Genomic DNA, 23,611 nt, shown 5'->3' on the forward strand with positions numbered 1-23,611 from the left:
TTCTCCCTGGTCATTTTCCGCGAGAATATCGACTCGATTTAGCTTGTCTTCCTCCGCTTGTTGATTGCTTTCACCTTCGAGTATGGATTGAATCGTGATTGGTTTTCTTAATAACTCACTTAAGAACCCTGCCAAAACACCGTAATTGGCTTTGTTTCTCAGTAACTTTTTAATCGCCCAATCAAATCTGATGTGTGTTGGGGACATAAGGGCATCAATGGGAACGTCTACTGCATCTATTTTGACAGATTTCGTCTTATGTTGATACCTTGGATATCAAAAAGATAGAGTTGATAATTTTCAACACACTATACTGTAAAAGTATATAGGTGCAAGACTATCAAACCTCTACCACAAGCACAATCGTGAGGAATTATACCCAAGAACGGATCGTTAAAAAATCTCGACAACTAGCCTTGTAGCCATTTTAAAGGTTATTTTTCTTAAATAAATGTACAAAGACAAACCAAGTAACACAGCGCGTAAGGTAGCACTGAACATTGTCACTCTGGGCGCGAAGCCCGGAATGGACAAGGTACTGCCAGCAGGAATTGTCAACGCAACCGCAGATTTACTGGTAGCATCGGGTGCGGTTAGTGCCACTGCCGTTCGATGGTCTCGTTCCCGAAGAATGGTCTGGGTGTACGAGGCTTTTGACTGGATAGGGAAGAACCCGATTGGACAGGACTTGTGCTTTGGATTCTCAAGATAGGTGGGGAACCATGGCTTTGGAGTATTCTACCTGAACAACTTGGGAGATTTCTGGAGGAAGTGCAATGGACAAACGCTCCTGATTTAGTGGGGTCAAGCGCCAAGCATGGCATAGAGTATTTTGGTGTGGCAATAAGATGAATTCGTCGGGAATGGAGAACTTAACTCTTTAGTCGTTTTGAATTTCCTGAAGCTTAGTTATTAAGTCGCCGCGTCGAAAGGTTGCAGATAGCTGCTGAAAGGAAATGTATTGTCCGACAAAAGAAAACAGCACTGTATTTTGACACTCCTCAGCCTTGCATGCGTGAGGATTCTTCTAAGCGAATTTTAACACAAAGTCGTCCTAGAAGAACGAGGCTTTAGACCCAATTTTTCGGTAAATAGTCCTCAAACCCTTACGAAGGACGAAGGACAAAGGACAAATAACGATTGCCCATCAGCTAGCAGCTTGATGGTGGGACTTTAATAATTTCTTTACAGTCTCAACGATTTCTTGGGGATGACAAGGCTTGGCTAGGTAAGCATCCGCCCCTTGCTTCATTCCCCAGTAGCGGTCAAAATCCTCTTTTTTCGCGGAACACATTAACACTGGGATATTCTCAGTCTCAGGTTCCGATTTCAGACGACGACAGACTTCATAGCCATTCATCCGGGGAAGAACAATATCTAAAATCACCAAATTTGGGCGAAACTGCTGAATTTTTTCCAACGCTTCCACCCCATCCCCAGCCGCAACCACTGTCAGCCCTACACGCTCAAGCAGCTTAGAGAGCAAATGTTGTTGGGTGAGATCGTCCTCTACGACTAACACTGTACTCATAACAACCTATACCTACTCTGGCTCTCTAGCTTTAAGGCATTATAACATTTACTCTGAGCGGCAAAATATGGTCATAAGGCTGATTTCAGTTAACTTAGGTTCCGCCATCTGGCTGACTTGGGAGAGATGGGGGAGTTGGGGGAGATCGGGGAGATGGGGTAGATGGGGTAGATGGGGTAGATGGGGGAGATGGGGGAGATGGGGAAGATAGGGGAGATGGGGATATAGGGAAGCTTAGGTATAATGGCACTGACTTAAGCTGGGTTCGTAGTAGGCACTTTAGTGCCAGAAGTGCTAAAGCGCTGACTACAAACTTTAAAGTCAGTGGCATTCAGCTTAGGTATGAGTAGCGAGCAAGATGCTCGCACTACGAGGATTGCGCCATTATTAGCATTAAGGTTTAAATGCCAAACAGCTTTTTGGTTACAGCTACTCACCCTTTACTGAATTGGTGGACAATTCCAGTCAATTAAATATCCCCCGGCTTCAATCACAAAATCATCGAAGTCATCATCATTACCAACTTCTACCTGTCCTCCATCTTCCCAAGATAGGCGAGTTCCCTTAACATTCCCCATTCTACCGCCGTTTAAACGACCATTAAACTGAACCAAGTTTTGCGTCGAAACAATACGGCGTCGGGTTTGACCCGTAGGACTTACTGATTCAAGAAAGAAAACATAGCGGTTATTGGCTTCAAACAAAAACTCGCTGAATTGATTCGATACCGTTCCTCCCGCTACTGTGCCAACAAAATCCGATTGTGTGCCAAAATCATTTTGACCGCGAGAGGTTTTTACAGGCTGGTTTGTGCCAAACGCATCATAGGGTTTGACTTCCTGAAACAGAATCGTTTCTTCCCCTGTTGTTTCATTCCGTACACCAAACGCGGCTAGGTATGAGCCATGAGATTGCAGGAATTCAAATTCCACAATCGTATCCTCTGAGAATTGAATCACCCCATTATCAAAGATATCCTGGGCTTGCACCGATGGTGTCAAGGTACTCATGAATCCAGCCGCGATCGCGCCAATTATCCAGGATTTGCTGGAGAGTTGTTTCATTGTCAATTATCCTTATTGTTAAAACCATGTCCGACTAGGGACATAACAGGGACTGGTAGCGCTACCCTGCTCATCGCACACCCTAGTGCAAGAAGGCAGGAGGCAGAAGGCAGGAGGCAGGAGGCAGGAGGGCAGAAAGCTTATACCGATTTTGCACCTTTTTTAACTGGAGAGTTACTTCCGCCGCGCTGGTCTAGCTTAGTCATTACTATTATAAAATGTAGTAATCAGGATAATATACCACAGCACGATAAATTTAATGGTATGACGAATGATTAGCCCACCTGTTGAAGTTGCGAGTATTATTCTCTATCAGGAGAAACAGTTTTTGATGCAACTTAGAGAAAATATTCAGGGTATCATTCTTAAAATATGTCCAATAGGATATAATATATTCATCAAAAAATTCTATTAGATTTCTTGGCATTTCAACAAACCCATTAATCCGAGATTAGCTACAATACCTCAATCAGCATTCAGTAATTAACGCTAAAAACGATGACCCAGCCAGAACGCCTACGCCGTTGGCGACTTCTCTTAGGGGGTGGCGATGCCGATGGTATTTGTCAGGGAAATGGAGAGGGAGACGCCGCCGATTCCTTTTCCCTCAATCAAGCTGACCAAGCGATTGATAATGCCCTCAGCGCCCTCTACGATTCTGACCGCCAGGGCGGACTCGGGCATTCTTCCCCCAATGTTGCCCGTTGGTTAGGGGACATTCGCACCTATTTTCCCGCCTCCGTGGTGCAGGTGATGCAGAACGATGCTTTAAACCGCCTGAACCTGCAACAGATGCTGCTGGAACCGGAATTGCTGGACGCTGTTGAACCGGATGTTCATTTAGTGGCAAATCTGCTATCCCTCAGCAGTATTATGCCCAGCAAAACCCAAGAAACCGCCCGCCGTGTGGTGGGTCAAGTGGTGGAACAGTTGCAGCGTAAATTAACCAATCCTACCCGCCAAGCGATAATCGGTAGTCTGAATCGGGCGATTCGTAACCGCCGTCCCCGCCATCATGAAATTGACTGGAACCGCACTATCCGGGCTAACCTGAAACATTACCAACCGAAATACGGCACGATTATCCCCGAAACCCTAATTGGCTACGGACGTAAGCGTAGTTCCTTACAGGATATTATTCTCTGCATCGACCAAAGTGGTTCCATGGCAACCTCTGTCGTCTATGCTGGCATCTTTGGCGCAGTTCTAGCCTCTCTCAGGGCGGTGCAAACCCGAATTGTTGTCTTTGATACGTCAGTCGTAGACTTAACTGATGCGGCACAAGACCCGGTAGACTTACTTTTTGGGACTCAACTGGGAGGCGGAACGGATATTAACCGCGCCCTCACCTACTGTCAAGGACTGGTGCGTCGTCCTCAGGAGACGATTTTAGTGTTAATTAGTGACCTATATGAAGGGGGAAATCAGGACGAAATGCTTAAGCGTGTGGCGGCACTGGTGGGATTAGGGGTTCAGTTTATCACGCTGCTTGCTCTCAATGATGAAGGTGCGCCTATGTATGATCATTGGATAGCGGAAAAACTTGCCGAATTGGGTATCCCAGCTATGGCTTGTACGCCTGACCAATTTCCCGATTTAATGGCTGCTGCAATTGGGCGTCAAGATATTGGACAATGGGCGGCTGCACGGGGGTATGGTGTTTAGTAGGGGTTTGGTTCCCAAACCCTTACTCCACCAAATTTGGTTCCCAAACCCTTACTCCACCAAAAAGGGGGTAGTTAATCTGGATGTCGTGTTAACCAGAAAACGTCAGACAGAAGGCAAATAGAAATTATGACAGCAAAAGGGCACTTAACCCTTCGCTATCACAATTTGTTATAATTTTTGCCAGGACTAGAAAACTCAATTGGTCAGGCGTTGCTGAATTAACGGCTTAATTCAGTGGCGCTTTTTCTTGCATCTCAACTGTACCGAACTTTTCGTGAGCATGTCTACGAAAATCGCCGGAATTTACCTAAATTTTAGGGCAGAGCCTAATTTTGTCAAGATTTTGCTCAGATAAAAGCGCTAGTGCAAGAAGGCAGAAGGCAGAAGGTAGGAGGCAGGAGGGCAGAAAGCTTATACCGATTTTGCACCTTTTCCAACTGGAGAGTTACCTCCGCCGCGCTGGTCTAGTTACACTAGATAACTCGATTATTCTCCAATTGGTCGCCGTTATTTTTAAGATAATGGGCAATTGTGAAAATAAGGTGAAAACAGAGGACGAATTTTCTCTAAGGAAGGACATGACCAAAACTAATCAGTCTTATATTTTCCTCGCTGGCGCGAGTCGCGGCGTGGGTCGAGAAATTGCCAACTGTTTGGTTGAGCAAAACCAGGCGGTTAAAGCTTTTTTGCGTTCCCCGGACTCTCGCCCAGCGTTAGAAGCGATGGGGATTCAGGTGGTGATGGGAGATGCCCTAGATGCGGCAACGGTTGAACAAGCCATGCTGGGAAATCAACCGATTCAGGCGGTGATCAGTACGATAGGTGGCTTACCCAAGGATGGTCAACGAGCCGATTTTTTGGGCAATAAGCATTTAATTGATGCGGCTGTCAAGGCTAAGGTGAAAAAATTTATCTTGATTTCCTCGATTGGCAGTGGTGAGAGTGCGATCGCCTTACCCCCCCAAGCGTTGACCACGTTAAAGCCGGTACTTATTGAAAAAGAACAAGCGGAGAACTATTTAAAGGATAGCGGATTGACGTACACGGTGATTCGACCGGGTGGATTAAAGTCCGAACCCGCAACCGGAACGGGTGTGGTGACGGAAGATCAACGAGTGGCGGGGACGATTCATCGCGCCGATGTCGCCCAGTTGGTGTGTCAATGTCTGTTCTCAGAAGCGGCGAATAATAAAGTCCTGGCGGCGGTTGATCGGGCGCAGATGTATGGCTATCCGGAGTTTGAGGAACTCAGTTTGAGGTGAAGGGTTTGACCCAACGACGCTGAATTGCCCAATCGAGAGTAAAACGGGCGATCGCGAATTCGATCAGACTCTCGATGACTAAGATCCCCCCTATCCAAAGGGAATTCGTGATATCTGGCTGTCCCTCTAGTGCAGCCAAACCCCGCACCAAACCAAAGGCAAACACAACTCCCGCGTTGAGTTGGGGATTTCGGTCATCCCGGATGGCGTAGCGGTAGGTGACACCGAACAAGAAGCCAGACAAAAACGCGATCGCGACTTTGAGCAGTAACGTTAGATTAAGCTGGACATCCAGTAAACTGAGGATAGGGGATGGGGTAGGGAGAAGCAGCCAGTGCAAGAGTGCGATCGCACAATAGGTTAAGGTGAGGGATAATCCCCCCAGGCTAGCTGCTTTCAAGGATTCGATCCGTTCTGCGTCAGTTGGGTCAAAGGAAGAGTTCACAACTTTTCAGCCTCAGGGTCAAAGACGGTTCAAATTGAATTATCATAAACTTTGAAGTCATTTCTTAATTACTACTCATAAAACACGATGGATATTTTGTCATTAGGCTGGGTCGCCACTCTGGTTCTGTTCACTTGGTCAATTGCGATGGTAGTCTGGGCGCGTAACGGGTTCTAGAGAGATTGTGGAAGGTTCTGTTTTTACCGTCATATTTTTAGCCGCGGCGGGACTCCTAGTCCTAGTGACTGGGGGCGTCGCTTACTTAACCGCCATTGAATGGCGCGATCGCCGTCGCCGCGATCGGGATAAGAAGCTGTAAACCCAATACTGTAGGGGATAGGGAAGCTGGGGGAGATGAGGGAGATGGGGGAGAAAAAATTCCCCCAATAGTAGGGGCACGGCACTGCCGTGCCCTACAGGTAGCACCGATGCCACTCTCTCCTGCTATTGCCTATTGCCTATTGCCTATTCCCTTTTTACACTACCGTGAGTTTCACATCTCATCAGAAAACGCGATAGACAGGACAATGATGAGTCATATTCAATGTTGAAAGCGGCTAGGTTTAGCGCTATAAGGGGATAATTGTACCTTCTGAATGCGATCACATCTTTAAATTATGGCTTCAACCTATTCATTCGATATCGTCAGTGATTTTGACCGACAAGAGTTGGTGAATGCCTTAGACCAAACCAATCGCGAAATTAGCAACCGTTATGACTTGAAAGACACGAAGACAACGGTTGACTTAGGGGATGACACCATTACCGTGAATACCGACAGCGAATTCACCCTCGATACCGTACATAGCATTCTGCTCACCAAAGCCACCAAGCGTAAACTCTCCCCGAAAATTTTCGACTACGGCAAAGTTGAATCAGCGAGTGGCAATCGAGTGCGCCAAGAAATTAAACTGCAAAAAGGAATTAGTCAAGATATTGGCAAAAAAATCGCCAAACTGATTCGGGACGAATTCAAAAAAGTACAAGCCTCGATTCAAGGCGATGCGGTTAGGGTGTCGAGTAAATCTAAAGATGATTTACAGCAAATTATCCAGCGATTGAAACAGGAAGATTTACCCGTAGCGCTGCAATTTACAAACTATCGATAGAATCCGCAAGCTGGCGCAAAAAAGATGTAGGGGCGGGTTTAGGGAGAAAATGGGTAAACCCGCCTCAAACTGAACAACGAAACCCGCCCTAATCCCAACCTAAATTTCCGCCCTAATCCCAACTCAACCATATTGAGACAAAGGCACCATTGTAGAGACGTTGCATGCAACGTCTCTACATAAATGATGTGTCCTGACAGCTATGGCGGTTGCTATAAACTTTATTGTGTCCACCTACTTATGCCGTTTACCGTTGAACCACCATCTGTAGAGGCACGACATGTCGTACCCCTACCCTAATGCAAAACAGAATCCGTCCTAATCTCTACAAACTCGACATAACCTCCCGCGCCGCTGCTAGCGTGCGGTCAATATCCTCATCAGTATGCGCTAAGGAGGTGAATCCTGCCTCAAACTGGGATGGTGCCAGATAAATTCCCCGTTCTAACATGCCCCGATGGAAGCGGCTGAACTTGGCTAAATCTGACTTTTTGGCATCGTCATAGTTACGCACAGGACCTACGGTGAAGAACATGCCAAACATGGCGCTGATTTGTCCACCACAGGCAGGATGACCCGTTTCTTTGGCAATCTCTAATAACCCGTTTGCCAGTTTTTTGGTGATTTTGTCAAGCTGTTCGTAAGTTCCGGGTTTTTGCAATAACTCCAAGGTTTTAATCCCCGCCGTCATCGCCAAGGGATTACCGGAAAGTGTGCCAGCTTGGTACATCGGACCAGCAGGTGCAACCATGGACATGATATCTTTACGTCCCCCATAAGCACCGACAGGTAAACCGCCACCTATGACTTTACCCAATGTAGTTAAATCGGGAGTCACCCCAAATTTTTCTTGAGCGCCACCATAGGCAATCCGGAACCCCGTCATCACTTCATCAAAGACTAACAGCGCACCATGTTCCTGGGTAATCAAGCGTAAGCCTTCCAGGAATCCAGCATCCGGGGGAACAAAGCCAGAGTTACCCACCACAGGTTCCAGAATCACCCCAGCAATGCTATCCGGATTGGCGTCAAAGAGGGATTTGACCGATTCCAAATCGTTGTAAATGGCAGTCAGTGTGCTAGCTGTTGCCGATTTAGGGACACCGGGAGAGTCGGGTAAGCCTAGAGTAGCCACACCAGAACCGGCTTGCACGAGGAGCATATCAGCATGACCATGGTAACAGCCGGAGAATTTGATGATTTTATCCCTGCCTGTAAAAGCCCGCATGAGCCGCAGCACCGCCATACAGGCTTCCGTACCAGAGTTGACAAACCGCACCATTTCGATACTGGGAACGGCTTCAATCACCATGGAGGCTAAGACATTCTCGAGTTCCGAAGGCGCACCAAAGCTTGTGCCTTTTTCGAGGGCGTCGTGCAGGGCGGAAATGACTTCTGGGTGGGTATGACCGCAAATTGCAGGTCCCCAAGTGCCAACATAGTCGATGTACTGATTGCCATCGACATCCCAAATATAGGCACCCTTAACCCGGTCAAATACAATCGGTTGTCCGCCAACGGACTTAAATGCCCGAACCGGGGAACTGACACCCCCCGGCATCAAGTTCTGGGCAGATTGGAAGATTTCTTCTGATTTCGTGGTTGTCCAGGACGAGGTAGTAACCAAAACTGTCTCCTGTGATTCGATGCTTATCTCTATCAGGATAAAGTTTAGCGTTAACCATCCCCCTACTGAAACCGGGAAGATTTTGCTGACCGAGTGAATTCAGGTAAATGTGCTGGAGTCAGTTTTAGCGATCGCCTATTGTAGTGGACTGACCCAGCTAAAATTGTGGGATAGATTGATGGTTAAATGGGGCGCACGGCGTGCGCCCCTACAATTCTAATTCACCATTTTAGGTGGGTCATGCCGCCATCGTGCGTTAGCGACAGCTTAACGCACGAAAACAAACGATAACAGTGCGTTACGGCGCAAAACACCAAATGTTTTCTTAAGTAGACCAAGTGTACAATCAGAAGTTGACCACACAGGATACTATAAGACAACTAATGTCTGACAACGATAACCGCTCGATTGGACTGGCTGAGTTTATTCAACAGGTTAAACACGACCTGCTTTCTGTAGCACCGGGTAAGGATAAGGAGGCTCCCTTCCTGTTTGTTGAGTCTGTGGAACTGGAGCTACAAGTTACGGTAAAGCGGACTGCCAAAGCAAGTGGAAAGGCGGGTATCAAAATTAATGTCTTGGGTACTGGGGGAGAGCTAGGAGCTGAAGCGGGTGGTGACTTGGGGCGAAACGAAGTTCATAAAGTGAACGTCAAACTGTCTCCACTCTTCGATAAGGAACGTCTGATGGAATTTTACCAGACGCTGCATTCTGATCAGGTGCCAACGACGGTTAAGAACAGTTTAGCCGGACTGCTCAAAGGCGATGAGGAGAGTAACATAGCTGACGATTTGGGTGGCTAAGTTTGGGAGCAAGAGGTAAATGAACCGACTGGAACTGCGCTTCTATCCGATTGAAGGGAAGCAAGATGGCTTCAAAGTGAGTGTGGAGGGTTCATCAGGGGAAGTTCATTACGAACCTGTTTTACCTTTTCTAGATGGTGAGACTGCCGATGCTCCAGACAGGCGCTTCACTGTCGTTAAGATATTAGAGTCAACAACGTTTGATCAAAAGAACTTTCCTGAAGATGATGAGCAAGCTTGGATGGTGCGTGAACAACTTTTGCTACAGCAGGATGGTGCATTTCATCCCCAATACTTGGCGACTATCGGGCGTAAGCTTTATCACATATTGGGTCAACGCATTCAGCAAGTGATTGAGACGGCGGTAGCAGAGGCTAAACGCGATCGCACCTGGTTACATCTTCGGTTGAGGTTTCCAGCCGACGATCCCAAATATGTCCGTTTAACCGATTATCCTTGGGAGTTGCTTCATAACGAGTATGGGTTTCTAGCCCATCAAGGCGTGGCATTCTCGCGCTATATTGACTACCGCAGTCCTCGTCCCCATTTACCTGCTGTTGAGCGGCTCAATGTCCTGTTGATTTCCTCTGGTGCAGGGGATGAGAGAATGGGACTGAAGCCTTTACCTTCCGTTGAGCAAGATGCGATCGCATCGGAACTGGAAGCCGCCCAGAAGCAAGGCATAATCCAACTCGAAATTCTCGAACCGCCAACCTGGAAAGCATTTCGGAGACGATTGCTACAGCGCCAAACAGCAGCCGTTCCGCACGTTCTGCATTTTGATGGTCATGGCTTTTTTGGCAAGCGCTGTAATGCACCAGGATGCGGGAAAGCTTACAAACAGAGTACCACTCAATGTGAATGTGGTGCGCTACTGGGAGAACCCCAAGGTTATCTGGTGTTTGAGCAGTCAGATGGAACGGCTGACTATATCAGCGCCCAACAACTGGGAGAATTATTAGGTAATGTGGAGCGTCAAGAGCAACCGAACTCAGCGCAGGGTATTGTATTAGTGGTTTTGAGTGGGTGTAGAACCGGAATGTCTCGCTTGAGTGAATCTGTATTTAACGGGGTAGCTCAGAACTTGATTGGTCGAGGGATTCCGGCGGTGGTGGCAATGCAGTATTCGATTAGTGTACCTGCTGCCAGTGCCTTTGCCGAAGACTTTTACTACTCCCTGGGACAAAAAGAGTCGTTAGTGAGTGCTTTGCGTCAGGGTCAGAGGGCGATTGGGATTGAAGGATATGAGTGGTATCGTCCGGTGCTGTATTTGCGCTGGGAGGATAACGAGGGAGGTCAGTTATTTACAGCTTCTCCGGTTCAATCAGATAAGGTATCCCCAGACTCAACGCCATTGAGCAATGAGCCACCACAAAAACGACCGTTAAGTCGCTTTCAACGGCTAGAGTTGGAACGCTTGACAACGGAACTTGAGGATCTCGAACAAGACTACGACACAGTTAAATCCCGGCTTCGGACTGAACTAGACGGAGGGACACAAAATAGGTTAGAACGCCAACTTGAACAAATTGGGCAGGAGATGGCAAAACGTGAGCAGCAATTAGATCAGTTAAAACAAGGGGATGGCTAACAAGGATTACACGCTCAAATTATGGGAAGAGAAATTGAACGATCTGGAGCAGGACTACAACAAAGTTAAGTCCCAGCTTCGGACTGAGCTAGATGGTTCTACGCAAAATAAGTTGGAACGCCAACTTGAACAAATTGGGCAAGAAATCAATAAGTGCGAGAACCAGATCCAAGCCTGTAAGCGAAAACTTCAAGATGCTGCTTTAGATAAACTCAGGGAAATTTTGCAACGCCATAATGCTCAATTGGGTGAAATGCAGCAGGCGTATCAAGCTACGGTAAAGGCACGCTCATTTAAGAGACGTTCAACTCCAGAAACAATCGAATCGCTGATTACTGAACTCTTAAAAATTCCTCAAGGTCAATCAAGTTACACAGCTCTAGAAGAATTTGCCGCTTGGCTGACTTTTATTTCAAATAAAAATGATTTGATTAGGTCACTTCAACAATGGGGAGACGAACACTGTAAGGGTTGGTCTAAGCTTTTAAGACAGATAGAAACGCAGCGAGAGGAGCAAGGCAAAAATGTTCAAGCCGCCTTGTTTATTCTGATTAGCTATAGTGATGAGGCAGCAACGCAATCTCAAGATGGAGAAGCGTATCGGCTACAAGTGTGGCTGATTGAAAACGTTGAGCAATACAAAACAGCTCGACAAGGCTATCGCACAGTCGGTCTTGATATCAATAGTGGGTTAACGGGGGATGAAACTTACTCCTGGGAAGTAATTCCTGAAGTGTTAAAGCAATTTATTGAACAAGGGAATGTTGTTGATGAGTTACCTCCAGATTCAGAGGTTCATATTTTCTTGCCTCAACAACTCCTCAATTGTGATGCCGATTGTTGGAAACTGATTAAGCGAATTGGAAGGGAGTTACCGATTGGTCATCACTATAAAGTTGTGGTCAGGCTATATGAGCGGTTGAGTCGTAGTTACAACCCCAAACCGTGGAAAAGAAAATGGCAGCAGAAAAAATCCTTGCTTCAGGAAAAGGCATCCACAGGATTCAAAGGGTGTCAGGACTGCGATTTAGAGGATTTATATTATGAGCTAACCGAGGAAGAAAATGAAAATGTAGTGGGGTTGACACTCATTGATGCGCCCCATCAAGATAGCTCGATTAGCATTTTTGAATTAATTTTTGAAATGGGGTTTCCTTTCGCACTTTGGGGTCGCTCTAACTTATCTGAATCGACAAACGAAGTGGAGTTAAATCGTGTTTTGGATGCCTGTATTCTCGCGAATTTACCCAAAACTGTCAGAGAAGTCCGTCGTAAATCCCGCAAAAAGCCTCTAAATTGTCATATTGGGCATCAAGCTATGAGAGAATTGAAGCTGGGTGAAGTCCTCTATTGGTCGATTACCACCCGTACAACCCTCAAAGATGGGCTTTATACCTATGATGCGATCGCTCGCTTACAGGCTGTCAAGCAAGCAGAATCGAGTGGGGGTCAAACCGATGAGCCGCAACAAATAGCAAATTATATTACTTTAGGACCACTGGGTACTGCCTTCCTCCCGTCTCAACGTCCTCGTGTCTTGGTAATTGATGAAATTGATAAGAGTGATATTGACTTACCCAATGATTTACTGGCAATTTTTGAGGAAGGGCGCTTTGAGATTGCTGAATTAGCGCGTCTGGAAAAAGGGGATGGTAATCAGAACGAGTCGAAAACTGTTTCAGTGCGAACGGCTTATACCGATGATGAAGAAGTAACCTGTGCTGATAAACGAGTCCAAATCCAAGGGGGGCGGATTACTTGTCAAGAATTTCCGTTGGTGATATTGACGAGTAATGGGGAACGCGACTTTCCGCCACCCTTTTTACGGCGTTGTTTGCGCCTCACCATGCGAGAACCTAATCGCGCTGAGCTAGAACGGATTATCAAGGCTCATTTAGGAGATGAGATAGCATCGAGAAAAGACGTTGATACGCTAATTAAAACCTTCCTTGACCGACGTAGAAAAGAAGCATTAGCCACCGATCAACTGCTGAATGCTATCTTTATGGTGACTCGTGAGCGAGAATGGGTGGGGGATGATCAAGAAAAGTTAATTCGATACCTGTTGGCTGAACTGGATAGTTCGCGCCCTGTCATGGATAAGTAGGGGCGCACGTTGGTATTTATAGCACTACGCATTAAGGTTAGGACAAATGAAAAAAAATTAAAATCGCTAAATCCCTTGTTGTTACAGTATTGCAATTATGGGTAATCGTTAGGACATGATATTATAGGGCGCACGTCGGTGCGCCCCTACGGTTTAATATTGCGTTTTAAGATTATTTGATATGAAATATAATCCCCAAATCCATCATCGTCGTTCCATTTGCCTCCAAGGATATGATTATGGACAACCAAGCGCTTATTTTATTACCCTTTGTACCCACAACAAAGAATGTTGGTTTGGGGAAATTTGTGATTCGCAAATGCGATTAAACCAACTCGGTAAAATCGTTGCCCAAGAATGGTTACGAACCCCAGAAATCAGACCCGAAATTATCTTGGATGAATGGATTATCATGCCCAATCATCTCCATGGCATCATTATTATCACCAATCCCGTAGGGGCGCACCGACGTGCGCCCTCTTCTCAAAATGCGCCCTCTTCTCAAAATGCGCCTTCTTCTCAAAATGCGCCCAATTTTCAACCTAACCCTGATAAACCCAACCCTCATAGCTTATCCCCCGAATTTCGCCGTTACAGCAATTCCCTACCCTCAATAATTGCCGGGTTCAAATCTGCCACAACCAAACGCATTAATCAACAGCGAGAAACCCCGAGAACCCCCTTATGGCAACGAAATTATTATGAATCTGTTTTGCGTGATACAGAACATTTTGAACAGGTTCGCAGGTATATTTACACCAATCCTTTGCGTTGGGAAGATGACCCAGAGTTTTCACAATATGCTTTAATTAATGACTATCATTTGCCGTCCTAATTGAGCGATCGCCAATCTTGTACAGAACTTACGCAGCCACACTATATATACTGGTTCAAGGTGGGTTAAGCTTCGCTAACACGCGATCGCGGACTGACACAGCTAAAATTGGGGGATAAATTTGACGGTTAAATTGGGCGCACGTTGGTTGGGCGCACGTCGGTTGGGCGCACGTTGGTTGGGCGCACATCGGTGCGCCCCTACAATTCTAATCCACCATTTTAGCTGTGCCACGCCAGTAGTTAGGTTGAGTCAACGCAACCCCAAACATCAACCATTCCATCCACCCCATTCCCTATTGTCGTAGGCTAATGATTGCTCGGTTGCTCGATAAACTGCAACAAGCAGGCTTAATTTTAAGCGATGAGGATTTAGCGTCGTTCACCGAGGCGGAATCTCTGCTTAGTGCCGAAGACATTGCCGATGCGATTTGGTTGGCACTGCAGATGGGGACGGATGAAAGTCCTGTTGTCAATGATGATTCCGATGGTTCTGGACAGGATGAGGACACCTCTACGGTGATAATCGAAGACGTTGAGACAAAGTTGTCGCAACCGCCGCCGCCTACTGTGCCTGCCTATCTGACTCAATCGAATCCATCGACGGCTGATATGACCGAAGAGGATATTACCAAAGAGGAACCCGAATCTGGCTTACCGATTCAGGTGCAAGCTGCCCCAGCGTTACAAGATAAACTATCCATCGCGCGATCGCTACGTCCGTTGATGCGAAAAGTCCGCTCTCAGACGCGGCAGGTTTTAGATGAAGTGGCGACAGTGAATCACATTGCTGAGGAGGAAATCTGGCTACCTGTCCTCAAAGGTGCTTCTGAACGCTGGTTGAATTTGGAATTCGTTATTGAAGCCTCTGAATTTAGCTTTATCTGGGATGCCACGCTGATGGAATTCCGGCAGATTTTAGAGCGACAAGGGGCATTTCGGAACGTGCGGACTTGGTGGTTGGAAGGCACCGAACAAGGCAAACTAAACCTAGTTTCTCAGAAATCCCAGTCCCCTGAGTTGAGCCAACGTCCGCGCAGTCCGCGAGAACTCATCGATCCTACCGGACGGCGGCTGGTATTGTTGGTGAGTGATTGTCGTTCGTCCGCTTGGAAATCAGGGGATATCCATAACCTCCTGAAGCTGTGGAGTACCCACGGTGCAACCGCCATCGTGCAGCTTTTACCGGAACGCCTCTGGAGTCAAAGTGAGTTAGATGTTGGGGTTAGTGTCCAGGTTAGTGCATTAACTCCCGGTGCGCCAGGACACAAACTCAAGATAAATCAACGGTTAGGCTGGCGTGAACTTGAATCGTCTGATACTCTAACGGTGCCGATAGTCACCTTAACCGCTAAGTCTTTGAAACAATGGGCTTTAGTGGTTGCAGGGGTTGGACGTCAGCGTACTCCGGCGCGATGGTTTGACCTGAATTGGGTGCAAGATGAGGAACGCGATCGCGCTGAATTTGTTGTCGATCCTCAGTCTCCAGACGCCCGGATTGAACTGTTTGAGGCAACGGCATCTCCTATTGCTCAACAATTAGCCAGCATGATGGCGGCAGTACCAGTTAGCTTGTCTGTGGTGAATTTGATTCAGAAGCTGTTACTGCCAGAAGCCAAACCTATCCATCTGGCTGAGGTGTATGACAGTAAGCTGTTGGAGCAAAGGGATACCAAGAAATCGTCTAGGGAGCCGATCGAGTACGACTTTGCTCCGGGAGTACGAGAGTTACTCATTCAGAGAACGCCGATTGATGAGACGACAACCGTTTTAGACACCCTATCCGAAGCCATTGCCAAAAGCCTTAACCTTCCACCGATTAAAAGCTTTACCGCATTACTCTCCCCCAAGTCCGATTGGAGTCAGGAAACCCAAGCCGCGATTCTCCCCTTCGCTCAAATTGCTACTCAATTCCTCCACAGTTTAGGGGGTGAGTTTGCATCCATGGCTGAACTGGTGGAACAGGATGCTCAACGGAGAACGGATTGGATTAAGCCAGTATCGGAACCCTCTTTCCCAAAGTTAAAGACGCTGGAATTTGAGACAGCACGTTTGGTCAAAACCTCAGATGTAGACTCGTCTTTCCCTCCTCTCCAAGTTGAGCAGTTTACCATTGCCACTATTACTCTAGAGTCGGAACCTGAGACAAGGGAACATGACCTACAACCCTTTGAATTTACAGTTGCCACGCTTACCCGACAAGAGAACCAATGGGTAGTCCAGCGTCAGCAGGGGAGCAACAACCAATTCATCGAAGTCCTCGGTGAGAATCTCATCTTGGAAATGGTTGCGATTCCGAAGGGAACATTTGTCATGGGTTCGCCTCAGCAGGAACTAGAAAGTTCCAATAATGAAAGACCCCAGCATGAGGTCGTTGTCAGTAGTTTTTTCATGGGCAAATACCCCATCACTCAGAGCCTTTGGCGATTTGTTGCCTCTTTATCCCAAGTTAACCGCGAACTTAATCCAGATCCTTCTCATTTCAAAGGTGATCATCGCCCGGTGGAAAAGGTGAGTTGGTACGATACAGTGGAGTTTTGTCAACGTCTGTCTCAATACACTCATCGCACTTATCGCCTACCCACCGAAGCCGAATGGGAATATGCTTGTCGTGCTGGAACAATTACCCCCTTTCATTTTGGAGAAACAATGACCGCAGAATTGGCAAACTATCGTGCAACCGCAACCTATGGTGATGGAGTAAAAGGAAAAAACCGAAAAAAAACCACACCAGTAGACCATTTTGGCATAGCTAATGCCTTTGGTTTGTGTGATATGCATGGCAATGTTTGGGAATGGTGTTTAGACCACTGGCATGATAATTATAAGGGGACACCGAATGATGGAAGTGCTTGGTTAACCGATAATAAGAGTGCCGGACGTGTGCGACGCGGCGGTTCCTGGTTCAGCTATCCTTGTTATTGTCGTTCTGCTTCTCGCAACAACTATAGCCCCGGCGACGACAACTCCTCTGTCGGGTTTCGGGTAGTGTGCGAGTTTACGAGGATTTTTGAGTAGCCCTTTGCTCTTTTGCCCTCTTGCCCTTTACCTAAAATTTTCAGAACTTACGTAAAGGCACGATATGTAGGGGCGCACCGACGTGCGCCCTTGATGTGTGTCCTTACTTTTGAGGATATGGTGGGGTTAGGAAGGCAAGTTTTGATTCGTGCAGGAAGTCTAGAGAATGAGCCAGCCCCTAGAAACTCAGGAAGGGAAACCCAAAGTCATCATCAAGCGACATCAGGGAGAAGCTCAATTTTTTGTAGAGCAACTGAGCGATGACGTTGGTATACGAATGATGCTGATACCCAAAGGCAGCTTCAATATGGGTTCCCCAGAGTATGAACCAGAGCGAAGCGCTAGTGAGGAACCCGTGCATCAGGTGAACGTGCCTAGTTTTTTTATGGGTAAGTATCCAGTAACTCAGGCGCAGTGGCGGGTAGTGGCTTCCTTACCTCCAGTTAACCGCGAACTCAATCCTAATCCCTCCCGTTTCAAAGGTGATAATCGTCCCGTGGAATGTATCAGTTGGTACGATGCAGTGGAGTTTTGTCAGCGCCTTTCTCAATACACTCATCGCAGTTATCGCCTACCCACTGATGCAGAATGGGAATATGCTTGTCGTGCAGGGACAACGACTCCTTTTCATTTTGGGGAAACGATTACTACCGATTTAGCTAATTATCGCGGAACTGATAACACAGAGTATGGCTGGTCGGGTTCTTATGGACGAGGGCCCAAAGGAGAATACCGCAAAAAAACTACACCAGTAGACCATTTTGGCATAGCCAATGCCTTTGGCTTGTGCGATATGCACGGGAACGTTCGGGAATTGTGTTTAGACCACTGGCGTGATAATTACGAGGGCGCACCGAAGGATGGAAGTGCCTGGTTAAGCGATGATGAGATTGCTATTTGTGTGCTACGCGGCGGCTCCTGGAACTTCGCTCCAAGCCGTTGCCGTTGTGCGTCTCGCTTTACCTCTTACCCCGGCATCGACATCAACGACTTTGTTGGTTTTCGGGTAGTGTGCGAGTTGCCGAGGATTCTTCAATAGCCCTTTGCTCTTTTGCCCTTTTGCCCTTTGCCGATGAGATTGTTAGCTGCCCTAGCCCCCCAATTCTAGGGTGAACTGGAATTCAAAGTCTCGGCTCTTCCAATATCATGGGGAAAAATGTTCAAGATTGTTGCATTTAAGCGCAGGTTCTTGCGCCCCTACAGTAGGACAAATTAGTTGGATGTAGGGGCGTATGGCATACGCCCTTAATTAGACAACCCTTAATTTTCTGTCTCCAGCAATGGCTGAATTCAGCACCGATGATGAGAGTGCCGGACGTGTGATACGCGGCGGTTCCTGGGATGATAATCCGAGACTGTGTCGTTGTGCATCTCGCAACATCGATCACCTTTTCACTGTCCTCGACTACTACGTTATGGGGTTTCGGGTAGTGTGCGAGTATTCGAGGATTCGTCAGTAGCCCTTTGCTCTTTTTGCCCTCTTGCCCTTTGCTGAAAATTGTAGGACTTACGCAAAGGCTCTAGATGTAGTGGACTGACACAGCTAAAATTGTGGAATAGATTTGACTGTTAGAATGGGCGCACGTCGCATCCGTGTCAACTTAAGCCACCGGAGAAGGGCTGGTTTAGTTAAGTTATCAGTTGGTTGCCATAAGTGATCTGTAAAACCCGCCCCTACACCCCCCGCTCTAAGAGCTTTTTACCTTAAGCTGACACCAATGTACGTCGGTGCGCCCCTACAATTCTAATTCACCATTTTATGAACGAAAACGCTATGAGCAATACCTCAAAAACCGACTGGACTAGAGTTGATGCTATGAATGATGAGGATATTGATACCTCTGATATTGCACCGTTGTCAGAGGAGTTTTTTGCTAAGGCGCAATGGCGTATTCCCGAATCGTTTGTGACAGTTACAGTACCCATAGATACCGAAACTTTTGCTTAGTTCCAGGCACAAGGGGAAACCGCCCAACAGCAGATGGCGGCTGCATTGCGAATCTATGCAGCAGCACAAAAGGTGTCCAAAGCTTCTGTGCAGAAATCAACTTAATAGTGGCTGTATGGACAGGATGCGATCGCTCCCCACTTCAGCCTACTCAGGTTTGCAGTTCATCGGGGCGATCGCTTCCCCTTTGTCCCACATCCACATCTATTCGGCAAGCTGTAACTTAGCCTCAACAGAGCATTGCGGAACTCTGTTTCAGATACCTCTGGCACACTCAAAGAGCGATCGCACTCACCAATGAGCAGTCAAATAGCAAAGAGTTAAAGTTTCCCCTCTTGCAAAACACCAACCTTGGGTAACTCCTTCCACTCCGGCTCAATCGGTGAATAACGGCAATAACACACAACAATCTCGTCATACTCAACCGACTCAACCGACTTAAACCGCTCAACTCGGCTCACTTCCCAGTTAGACCAACAAACATGAGTGCTAGCATCGGGGAAGTTTGGATCAACCGACTCTTCAAAACGAGCAAACTCACGCGGGCGATCGCCTGGTTCTGGCAATGCCTTGTCAGAACAATCCAAATACTCAGCCAGCATCCGGGTTAAGTGTCCCGCAGGTTGCAACTTGCGCTCCTTCCACCCCTTTGATGAAGCTGATTCAGTTTTGAAAACAATCCATCTGTTCACAAGTTATTTCTCCCTCTCATGTTTGGGTTCATAGGGACTAGGTGGGAACTCGGTTTCACCCTCAAAAACACAGTCAACCTCAAGCATTGGATCGCCAGTTTCCTCAATCCTGACAAGGTTCCAGCCGTACTTATCAGCCATGTCCTCACACTTATCAGGGTCAGTTGCGCCATGCCGTGAGACGTTCTCATCCGGTTCGTACCGTGGGCTTCTGGTCATTGGTCATTGATACTTCATTGTAAGTTAGTTTATACCAAGTTGCAGTCTAAGGTAGAATCTGTCATGGTTCGCGAAATCCTTCCCTTCTGCCTTCTGCCTTCTGCCTTCTGCCCTCTGCCTTGTCTCAACCGATTGTGTAAGTATTCCAACGGACATGATATCGCTCAGGGTGCAGGGGAACCATCGCGGCTGCTACTCTTGAGCAACGGAAACGCAATCACATCCCGAATACTTGCCGAATCCGTCAATAACATCACCAAACGATCAATCCCAATTCCTAATCCCCCGGTTGGTGGCATTCCGTACTCCAACGCCGCGAGAAAGTCTTCATCAACCCCTTGGGCTTCCAAGTCTCCAGCCGCTTTCCGTGCAGCTTGCGCTTCTAAACGTTCCCGTTGATCCATCGGATCAGTTAATTCAGAAAAGCTATTCGCCGTTTCTCGCCCAGCAATAAATAACTCAAACCGTTCCACTAATCCTAGCTTAGAACGATGCGGTTTAGCCAGGGGAGAAATTTCAATCGGGAAATCAACAATAAATGTCGGCTGAATCAGAGTTTCTTCACATTTTTGCTCGAAGCATTCGTTGAGGAGTTTCCCTAATGATGGACAGTCCTCTACCCCTTCAATCCCCACCTTTTTAGCCGCAACTTTTGCGTCATCTAATGTCTGAAATTGATTAAAATCCAACCCTGTCACTTCCTGCACCAACTCATGCATCGTGACGCGACGCCAAGGCGGTGTAAAGTTAATCGGTTCACCTTGATAGGTAATTTCTAGGGTTCCCAAACTTTCTTGAGTGACGGTAGTTATTAAATTTTCCGTCAACGTCATCATATCGTTGTAGTCGGCGTAAGCCTGGTACACCTCAATTGAGGTAAACTCCGGATTGTGGCGCGTGGAAATTCCTTCATTCCGGAAAATTCGCCCTAACTCAAATACCTTTTCAAATCCGCCGACAATTAACCGCTTCAAGTGGAGTTCTGTGGCAATTCGCAGGTACAACTCCATCTCTAGGGTATTGTGATAGGTGATAAAGGGACGGGCTTCTGCACCTCCGGCTTCCGTACTAAATACAGGGGTTTCAATTTCAATAAAGCCACGATCCTCTAAATAGCGGCGAATGGCGGCAGTAATTTTAGCACGGCGGCGGAAGGTTTCCCGAACTGTGGGATTTACCATTAAGTCTACATAACGCTGGCGATAACGCTTTTCGGTATCGGTGAGACCATGCCACTTATCGGGTAAGGGTAATAAGGATTTGGTCAGGATAGCATATTCGCTGACATAGACCGAGAGTTCCCCTTTATCGGTGCGCTTAATTGTCCCCTTTACGCCTAAAATGTCGCCAATATCCGTGAGTTGCTTGAGAGGGGTGAACGGATTCGGCAGATCTGTCATGGTTGCGGTAATCCGCTTTTTGTCCAGATACAGTTGAATCGTTCCGGTTTCGTCTTGGAGATTGAAAAACGCCAACTTGCCAAAGACACGACGGGCTAAAATACGACCGGCGATCGCGACTTCAAACTCAACCTCTTCACCATTCCCCAGATCCGCGAATTTCTCTTGCAGTTCAGCCGCGTGGTGAGTAGACTGCCACTGATAGGCATACGGCTCAATTCCCAACGCTTTAAGCTGTTGGACTTTTTCCAAGCGGGTAGCACGAATTTCTTCGAGAGTGTTTTGGCGATCGGGTGGGGACTGCTCAGGGGACATAATAGGGAACTGCTCGATGCTAATCTTGTAGGATCTCGGACATCTATCTTAACATTCGACCGAACAGATAACCGGAGCAATCATGCGATCGCCAAATCTTCCCCCAACAGAAGGTTGAAACTATTGCCTATTGCCTATATTGCCTCTCCCCAGCACAAGACTCCCTACAGCAGCCCTACTTACCCGACTGACAGCGCCGCAGATAGAGTTGAGCAACAGGATCGCTAGGATTCATTTCCATAACCCCTTCAAAGTGTTGAGCGGCTTGTTGCATTTGTCGCTGATAGTACAACAACAACCCTTGTTCAAACATTGTTTTCGTCACTAACTTACTCTGTTTGAGATGAGGTTCATCGCTGTCAAAGACTTCAAAAACTGCCACAGCCTTGGATTTTCCCTTTACTTTTACCTGCTCAATAAAACGAATATGATACTCGGTGGGGTTTTGTAAACGTGCCAAGGTGTAATGGGTGATTAACAGCGATACGCCATACTCTTTGGTTAGACTTTCCAGTCGGGAGGCTAAATTGACATGATCACTAATGACCGTACTATCCATCCGGTGTCGTCCGCCGACGGTTCCCAGCATTAAAGAACCTGTATTGATGCCAATGCCAATTTCCAGGGGTATATATCCCGAATTCACCCGATTTCGATTATACTCAGCTAACCGTTGCAACATCGAAATTCCCGCGAGGAGGGCATCATCGGCACTGCCACTAAATAACGCCATAATCCCATCCCCCATGTATTTATCAATAAATCCCTGATGTTCAATAATCGCAGGTTCCATCTGGGACAGATAAGCGTTAATAAACTTAAAATTATCTTCAGGCGTCATCGTTTCCGACAGAGTAGTAAAGTCGCGAATATCAGAAAATAAAACCGACATCTCCTGCTCCACTTCATCGCCTAATTGAATATCAATAATACTGTCTTTCTCTAAAAGCTGGAGAAATTGGCGGGGGACAAAGCGGGATAAGGCTTCGTTAAGTTGAATCAGTTCCGCTTCGGCTTTTTGGCGTAAGTGCAGTTCCCGATAAACATCGCTAATATCTCGACCTTCGATAATCAGATATTCAACGATACCACTCTCATCAACAATGGGTTTTATTGAGAAATCAATCGTTGCGGTGCGATTTTCAGCCCCCAAGATATCGATTTCATAGCGAATAAATTCACCGCCAACCGCCTTTTCAAACGCTAATTTGACCTGAGCTTGGGTTTCGGGGGAAATTGTCCACCAATAACAGTCCCAGAATGGCTTACCCACCACGTCTTCTAACTGCAATCCGCCAAAATCTAAGGCGGTTTGGTTTGTTTCTAAGAGAATGCCCTCAACCGAGAGCATTCCGGTAAACTGAAATGTATGATTAAAAATTGCCCGAAACTTACGTTCACTCGCACTGAGTAACCGTACCGATTCCGCTAACTCCTGATTCAAACGCTGGAGTTCTATATTTTTTTGAGCGAGTTGTTTATCTTGAAGATAACTATTTACGGCTTCTGTAACTGTTAATTTTAGGTCTTCAGTTTCCCAAGGTTTAGCGATATAACGATATAACTTTGCATATTTAATTGCCCGTCCCACCGCTTCCAGATCCGCTTGCCCAGTCAGCATAATTTTGAGGGTTTTGGGAGAGAGGACATGAACGTGCTTTAACAGCTCATCTCCTTTCATATCTGGCATAATATGGTCTGAAATAATTAAAGCAACTTCATAACCATCCTCTAACAATTCTTCAATTAACTCCAAGGCTTCTTCTCCTCCTTCCGCAATTTCAATGAGATATTCATTACTGATTGCCTCTTTAAGTTCTGCCCTGAGGCTTTTGAGTATGTTGGTTTCATCATCAACACAGATAATGACTGGTTTTTTGGTTGTCATTGGTCATTGGTCATTAGTCATTCGTTATGGGTTATGGATTATACTCGCTCCCTTGAGAAGCAAGCTACGTCCTTTGTCCTTTGTCAGGAG

20 protein-coding genes and 3 pseudogenes are annotated in these 23,611 nt (G+C 46.8%); 14 read left to right on the forward strand and 9 right to left on the reverse strand.

The window, feature by feature from the left end; genetic code table 11:
* The 3 genes from RIE73_RS19095 to RIE73_RS19105 all read right to left on the reverse strand — a co-directional run.
* The coding region (locus tag RIE73_RS19095; RefSeq protein WP_446402688.1) for a PD-(D/E)XK nuclease family transposase at nucleotides 1–207 on the reverse strand (207 nt) is incomplete at its 3' end.
* 940 nt (nucleotides 208–1,147) lie between these two features.
* The gene (locus tag RIE73_RS19100; protein WP_446402689.1) at nucleotides 1,148–1,531 is read right to left on the reverse strand and encodes a response regulator transcription factor; all 384 of its coding nucleotides are present in this window, start codon (nucleotides 1,529–1,531) and stop codon (nucleotides 1,148–1,150) included.
* A gap of 440 nt (nucleotides 1,532–1,971) precedes the next feature.
* Nucleotides 1,972–2,595, reverse strand: a complete 624-nt coding sequence (locus RIE73_RS19105) for a hypothetical protein (RefSeq protein ID WP_446402690.1) — start codon at nucleotides 2,593–2,595, stop codon at nucleotides 1,972–1,974.
* 498 nt (nucleotides 2,596–3,093) lie between these two features.
* Here RIE73_RS19105 and RIE73_RS19110 point away from each other — a divergent pair, with 498 nt between their 5' ends.
* Together RIE73_RS19110 and RIE73_RS19115 are read left to right on the forward strand one after the other, a co-directional pair.
* Nucleotides 3,094–4,260: a VWA domain-containing protein gene (locus tag RIE73_RS19110; protein ID WP_446402691.1), complete on the forward strand. Its 1,167-nt coding sequence runs from the start codon at nucleotides 3,094–3,096 to the stop codon at nucleotides 4,258–4,260.
* Nucleotides 4,261–4,841: 581 nt separating this feature from the next.
* Entirely contained in the window at nucleotides 4,842–5,525 is a 684-nt protein-coding gene (locus RIE73_RS19115; protein WP_446402692.1) for an SDR family oxidoreductase, read from the forward strand.
* Here RIE73_RS19115 and RIE73_RS19120 read toward each other — a convergent pair.
* Nucleotides 5,512–5,970 (reverse strand): hypothetical protein, encoded by a 459-nt coding sequence (locus RIE73_RS19120; RefSeq protein WP_446402693.1) that lies wholly within the window; start codon nucleotides 5,968–5,970, stop codon nucleotides 5,512–5,514. The two genes, RIE73_RS19115 and RIE73_RS19120, sit on opposite strands and share 14 nt — an antisense overlap.
* An 87-nt stretch (nucleotides 5,971–6,057) precedes the next feature.
* Between RIE73_RS19120 and petN the strand changes: the two genes are divergently transcribed.
* From petN to RIE73_RS19135, 3 genes are all read left to right on the forward strand, one after another.
* Nucleotides 6,058–6,147, forward strand: coding sequence for a cytochrome b6-f complex subunit PetN (petN, locus tag RIE73_RS19125; protein ID WP_071777176.1), 90 nt, complete (start codon nucleotides 6,058–6,060; stop codon nucleotides 6,145–6,147).
* A 7-nt stretch (nucleotides 6,148–6,154) separates the two neighbouring features.
* Nucleotides 6,155–6,289, forward strand: a complete 135-nt coding sequence (locus tag RIE73_RS19130) for a hypothetical protein (RefSeq protein ID WP_446402694.1) — start codon at nucleotides 6,155–6,157, stop codon at nucleotides 6,287–6,289.
* A gap of 298 nt (nucleotides 6,290–6,587) precedes the next feature.
* Nucleotides 6,588–7,079, forward strand: coding sequence for a YajQ family cyclic di-GMP-binding protein (locus RIE73_RS19135; protein ID WP_446402695.1), 492 nt, complete (start codon nucleotides 6,588–6,590; stop codon nucleotides 7,077–7,079).
* A gap of 325 nt (nucleotides 7,080–7,404) precedes the next feature.
* On the opposite strand, the gene hemL is transcribed toward RIE73_RS19135, so the two are convergent.
* Nucleotides 7,405–8,706: a glutamate-1-semialdehyde 2,1-aminomutase gene (hemL, locus tag RIE73_RS19140; RefSeq protein ID WP_446402696.1), complete on the reverse strand. Its 1,302-nt coding sequence runs from the start codon at nucleotides 8,704–8,706 to the stop codon at nucleotides 7,405–7,407.
* A 383-nt stretch (nucleotides 8,707–9,089) separates the two neighbouring features.
* Between hemL and RIE73_RS19145 the strand changes: the two genes are divergently transcribed.
* The 9 genes and pseudogenes from RIE73_RS19145 (at nucleotide 9,090) to RIE73_RS19185 (ending at nucleotide 19,112) form a co-directional block, all read left to right on the forward strand.
* A complete protein-coding gene (locus tag RIE73_RS19145; RefSeq protein WP_446402697.1) occupies nucleotides 9,090–9,509 on the forward strand; it encodes a trypco2 family protein in 420 nt (139 codons plus the stop codon).
* Between the two features lie 19 nt (nucleotides 9,510–9,528).
* The gene (locus RIE73_RS19150) at nucleotides 9,529–11,100 is read left to right on the forward strand and encodes a CHAT domain-containing protein (RefSeq protein WP_446402698.1); all 1,572 of its coding nucleotides are present in this window, start codon (nucleotides 9,529–9,531) and stop codon (nucleotides 11,098–11,100) included.
* Nucleotides 11,093–12,400 (forward strand): annotated as a pseudogene (locus tag RIE73_RS19155) (VMAP-C domain-containing protein); the annotation flags it as partial. The gene RIE73_RS19150 and the pseudogene RIE73_RS19155, both read left to right, overlap by 8 nt.
* A 3-nt stretch (nucleotides 12,401–12,403) precedes the next feature.
* Nucleotides 12,404–13,207: pseudogene (locus RIE73_RS19160) on the forward strand (AAA family ATPase); the annotation flags it as partial.
* 181 nt (nucleotides 13,208–13,388) lie between these two features.
* Nucleotides 13,389–14,042, forward strand: coding sequence for a transposase (locus RIE73_RS19165; RefSeq protein WP_446402699.1), 654 nt, complete (start codon nucleotides 13,389–13,391; stop codon nucleotides 14,040–14,042).
* 311 nt (nucleotides 14,043–14,353) lie between these two features.
* A complete protein-coding gene (locus RIE73_RS19170) occupies nucleotides 14,354–17,059 on the forward strand; it encodes an SAV_2336 N-terminal domain-related protein (protein ID WP_446402700.1) in 2,706 nt (901 codons plus the stop codon).
* Between the two features lie 166 nt (nucleotides 17,060–17,225).
* A complete protein-coding gene (locus RIE73_RS19175) occupies nucleotides 17,226–18,098 on the forward strand; it encodes a formylglycine-generating enzyme family protein (RefSeq protein ID WP_446402701.1) in 873 nt (290 codons plus the stop codon).
* 241 nt (nucleotides 18,099–18,339) lie between these two features.
* Nucleotides 18,340–18,519 (forward strand): hypothetical protein, encoded by a 180-nt coding sequence (locus RIE73_RS19180; protein WP_446402702.1) that lies wholly within the window; start codon nucleotides 18,340–18,342, stop codon nucleotides 18,517–18,519.
* 299 nt (nucleotides 18,520–18,818) lie between these two features.
* Nucleotides 18,819–19,112: pseudogene (locus RIE73_RS19185) on the forward strand (hypothetical protein).
* A gap of 215 nt (nucleotides 19,113–19,327) precedes the next feature.
* Here the strand turns inward: RIE73_RS19185 and RIE73_RS19190 are convergent.
* From RIE73_RS19190 to RIE73_RS19205, 4 genes are all read right to left on the reverse strand, one after another.
* Nucleotides 19,328–19,699, reverse strand: a complete 372-nt coding sequence (locus tag RIE73_RS19190) for a hypothetical protein (RefSeq protein WP_446402703.1) — start codon at nucleotides 19,697–19,699, stop codon at nucleotides 19,328–19,330.
* A 3-nt stretch (nucleotides 19,700–19,702) separates the two neighbouring features.
* Complete coding sequence (locus tag RIE73_RS19195) at nucleotides 19,703–19,918, reverse strand: hypothetical protein (protein WP_446402704.1); 216 nt, start codon at nucleotides 19,916–19,918, stop codon at nucleotides 19,703–19,705.
* 164 nt (nucleotides 19,919–20,082) lie between these two features.
* Complete coding sequence (gene lysS, locus RIE73_RS19200; protein ID WP_446402705.1) at nucleotides 20,083–21,633, reverse strand: lysine--tRNA ligase; 1,551 nt, start codon at nucleotides 21,631–21,633, stop codon at nucleotides 20,083–20,085.
* A 175-nt stretch (nucleotides 21,634–21,808) separates the two neighbouring features.
* Nucleotides 21,809–23,521, reverse strand: coding sequence for an adenylate/guanylate cyclase domain-containing protein (locus RIE73_RS19205; protein ID WP_446402706.1), 1,713 nt, complete (start codon nucleotides 23,519–23,521; stop codon nucleotides 21,809–21,811).
* Between the last annotated feature and the right edge of the window lie 90 nt (nucleotides 23,522–23,611).

The sequence above is a fragment of the Coleofasciculus sp. C1-SOL-03 genome, assembly GCF_040220555.1.
Taxonomy (GTDB): domain Bacteria; phylum Cyanobacteriota; class Cyanobacteriia; order Cyanobacteriales; family Coleofasciculaceae; genus Coleofasciculus.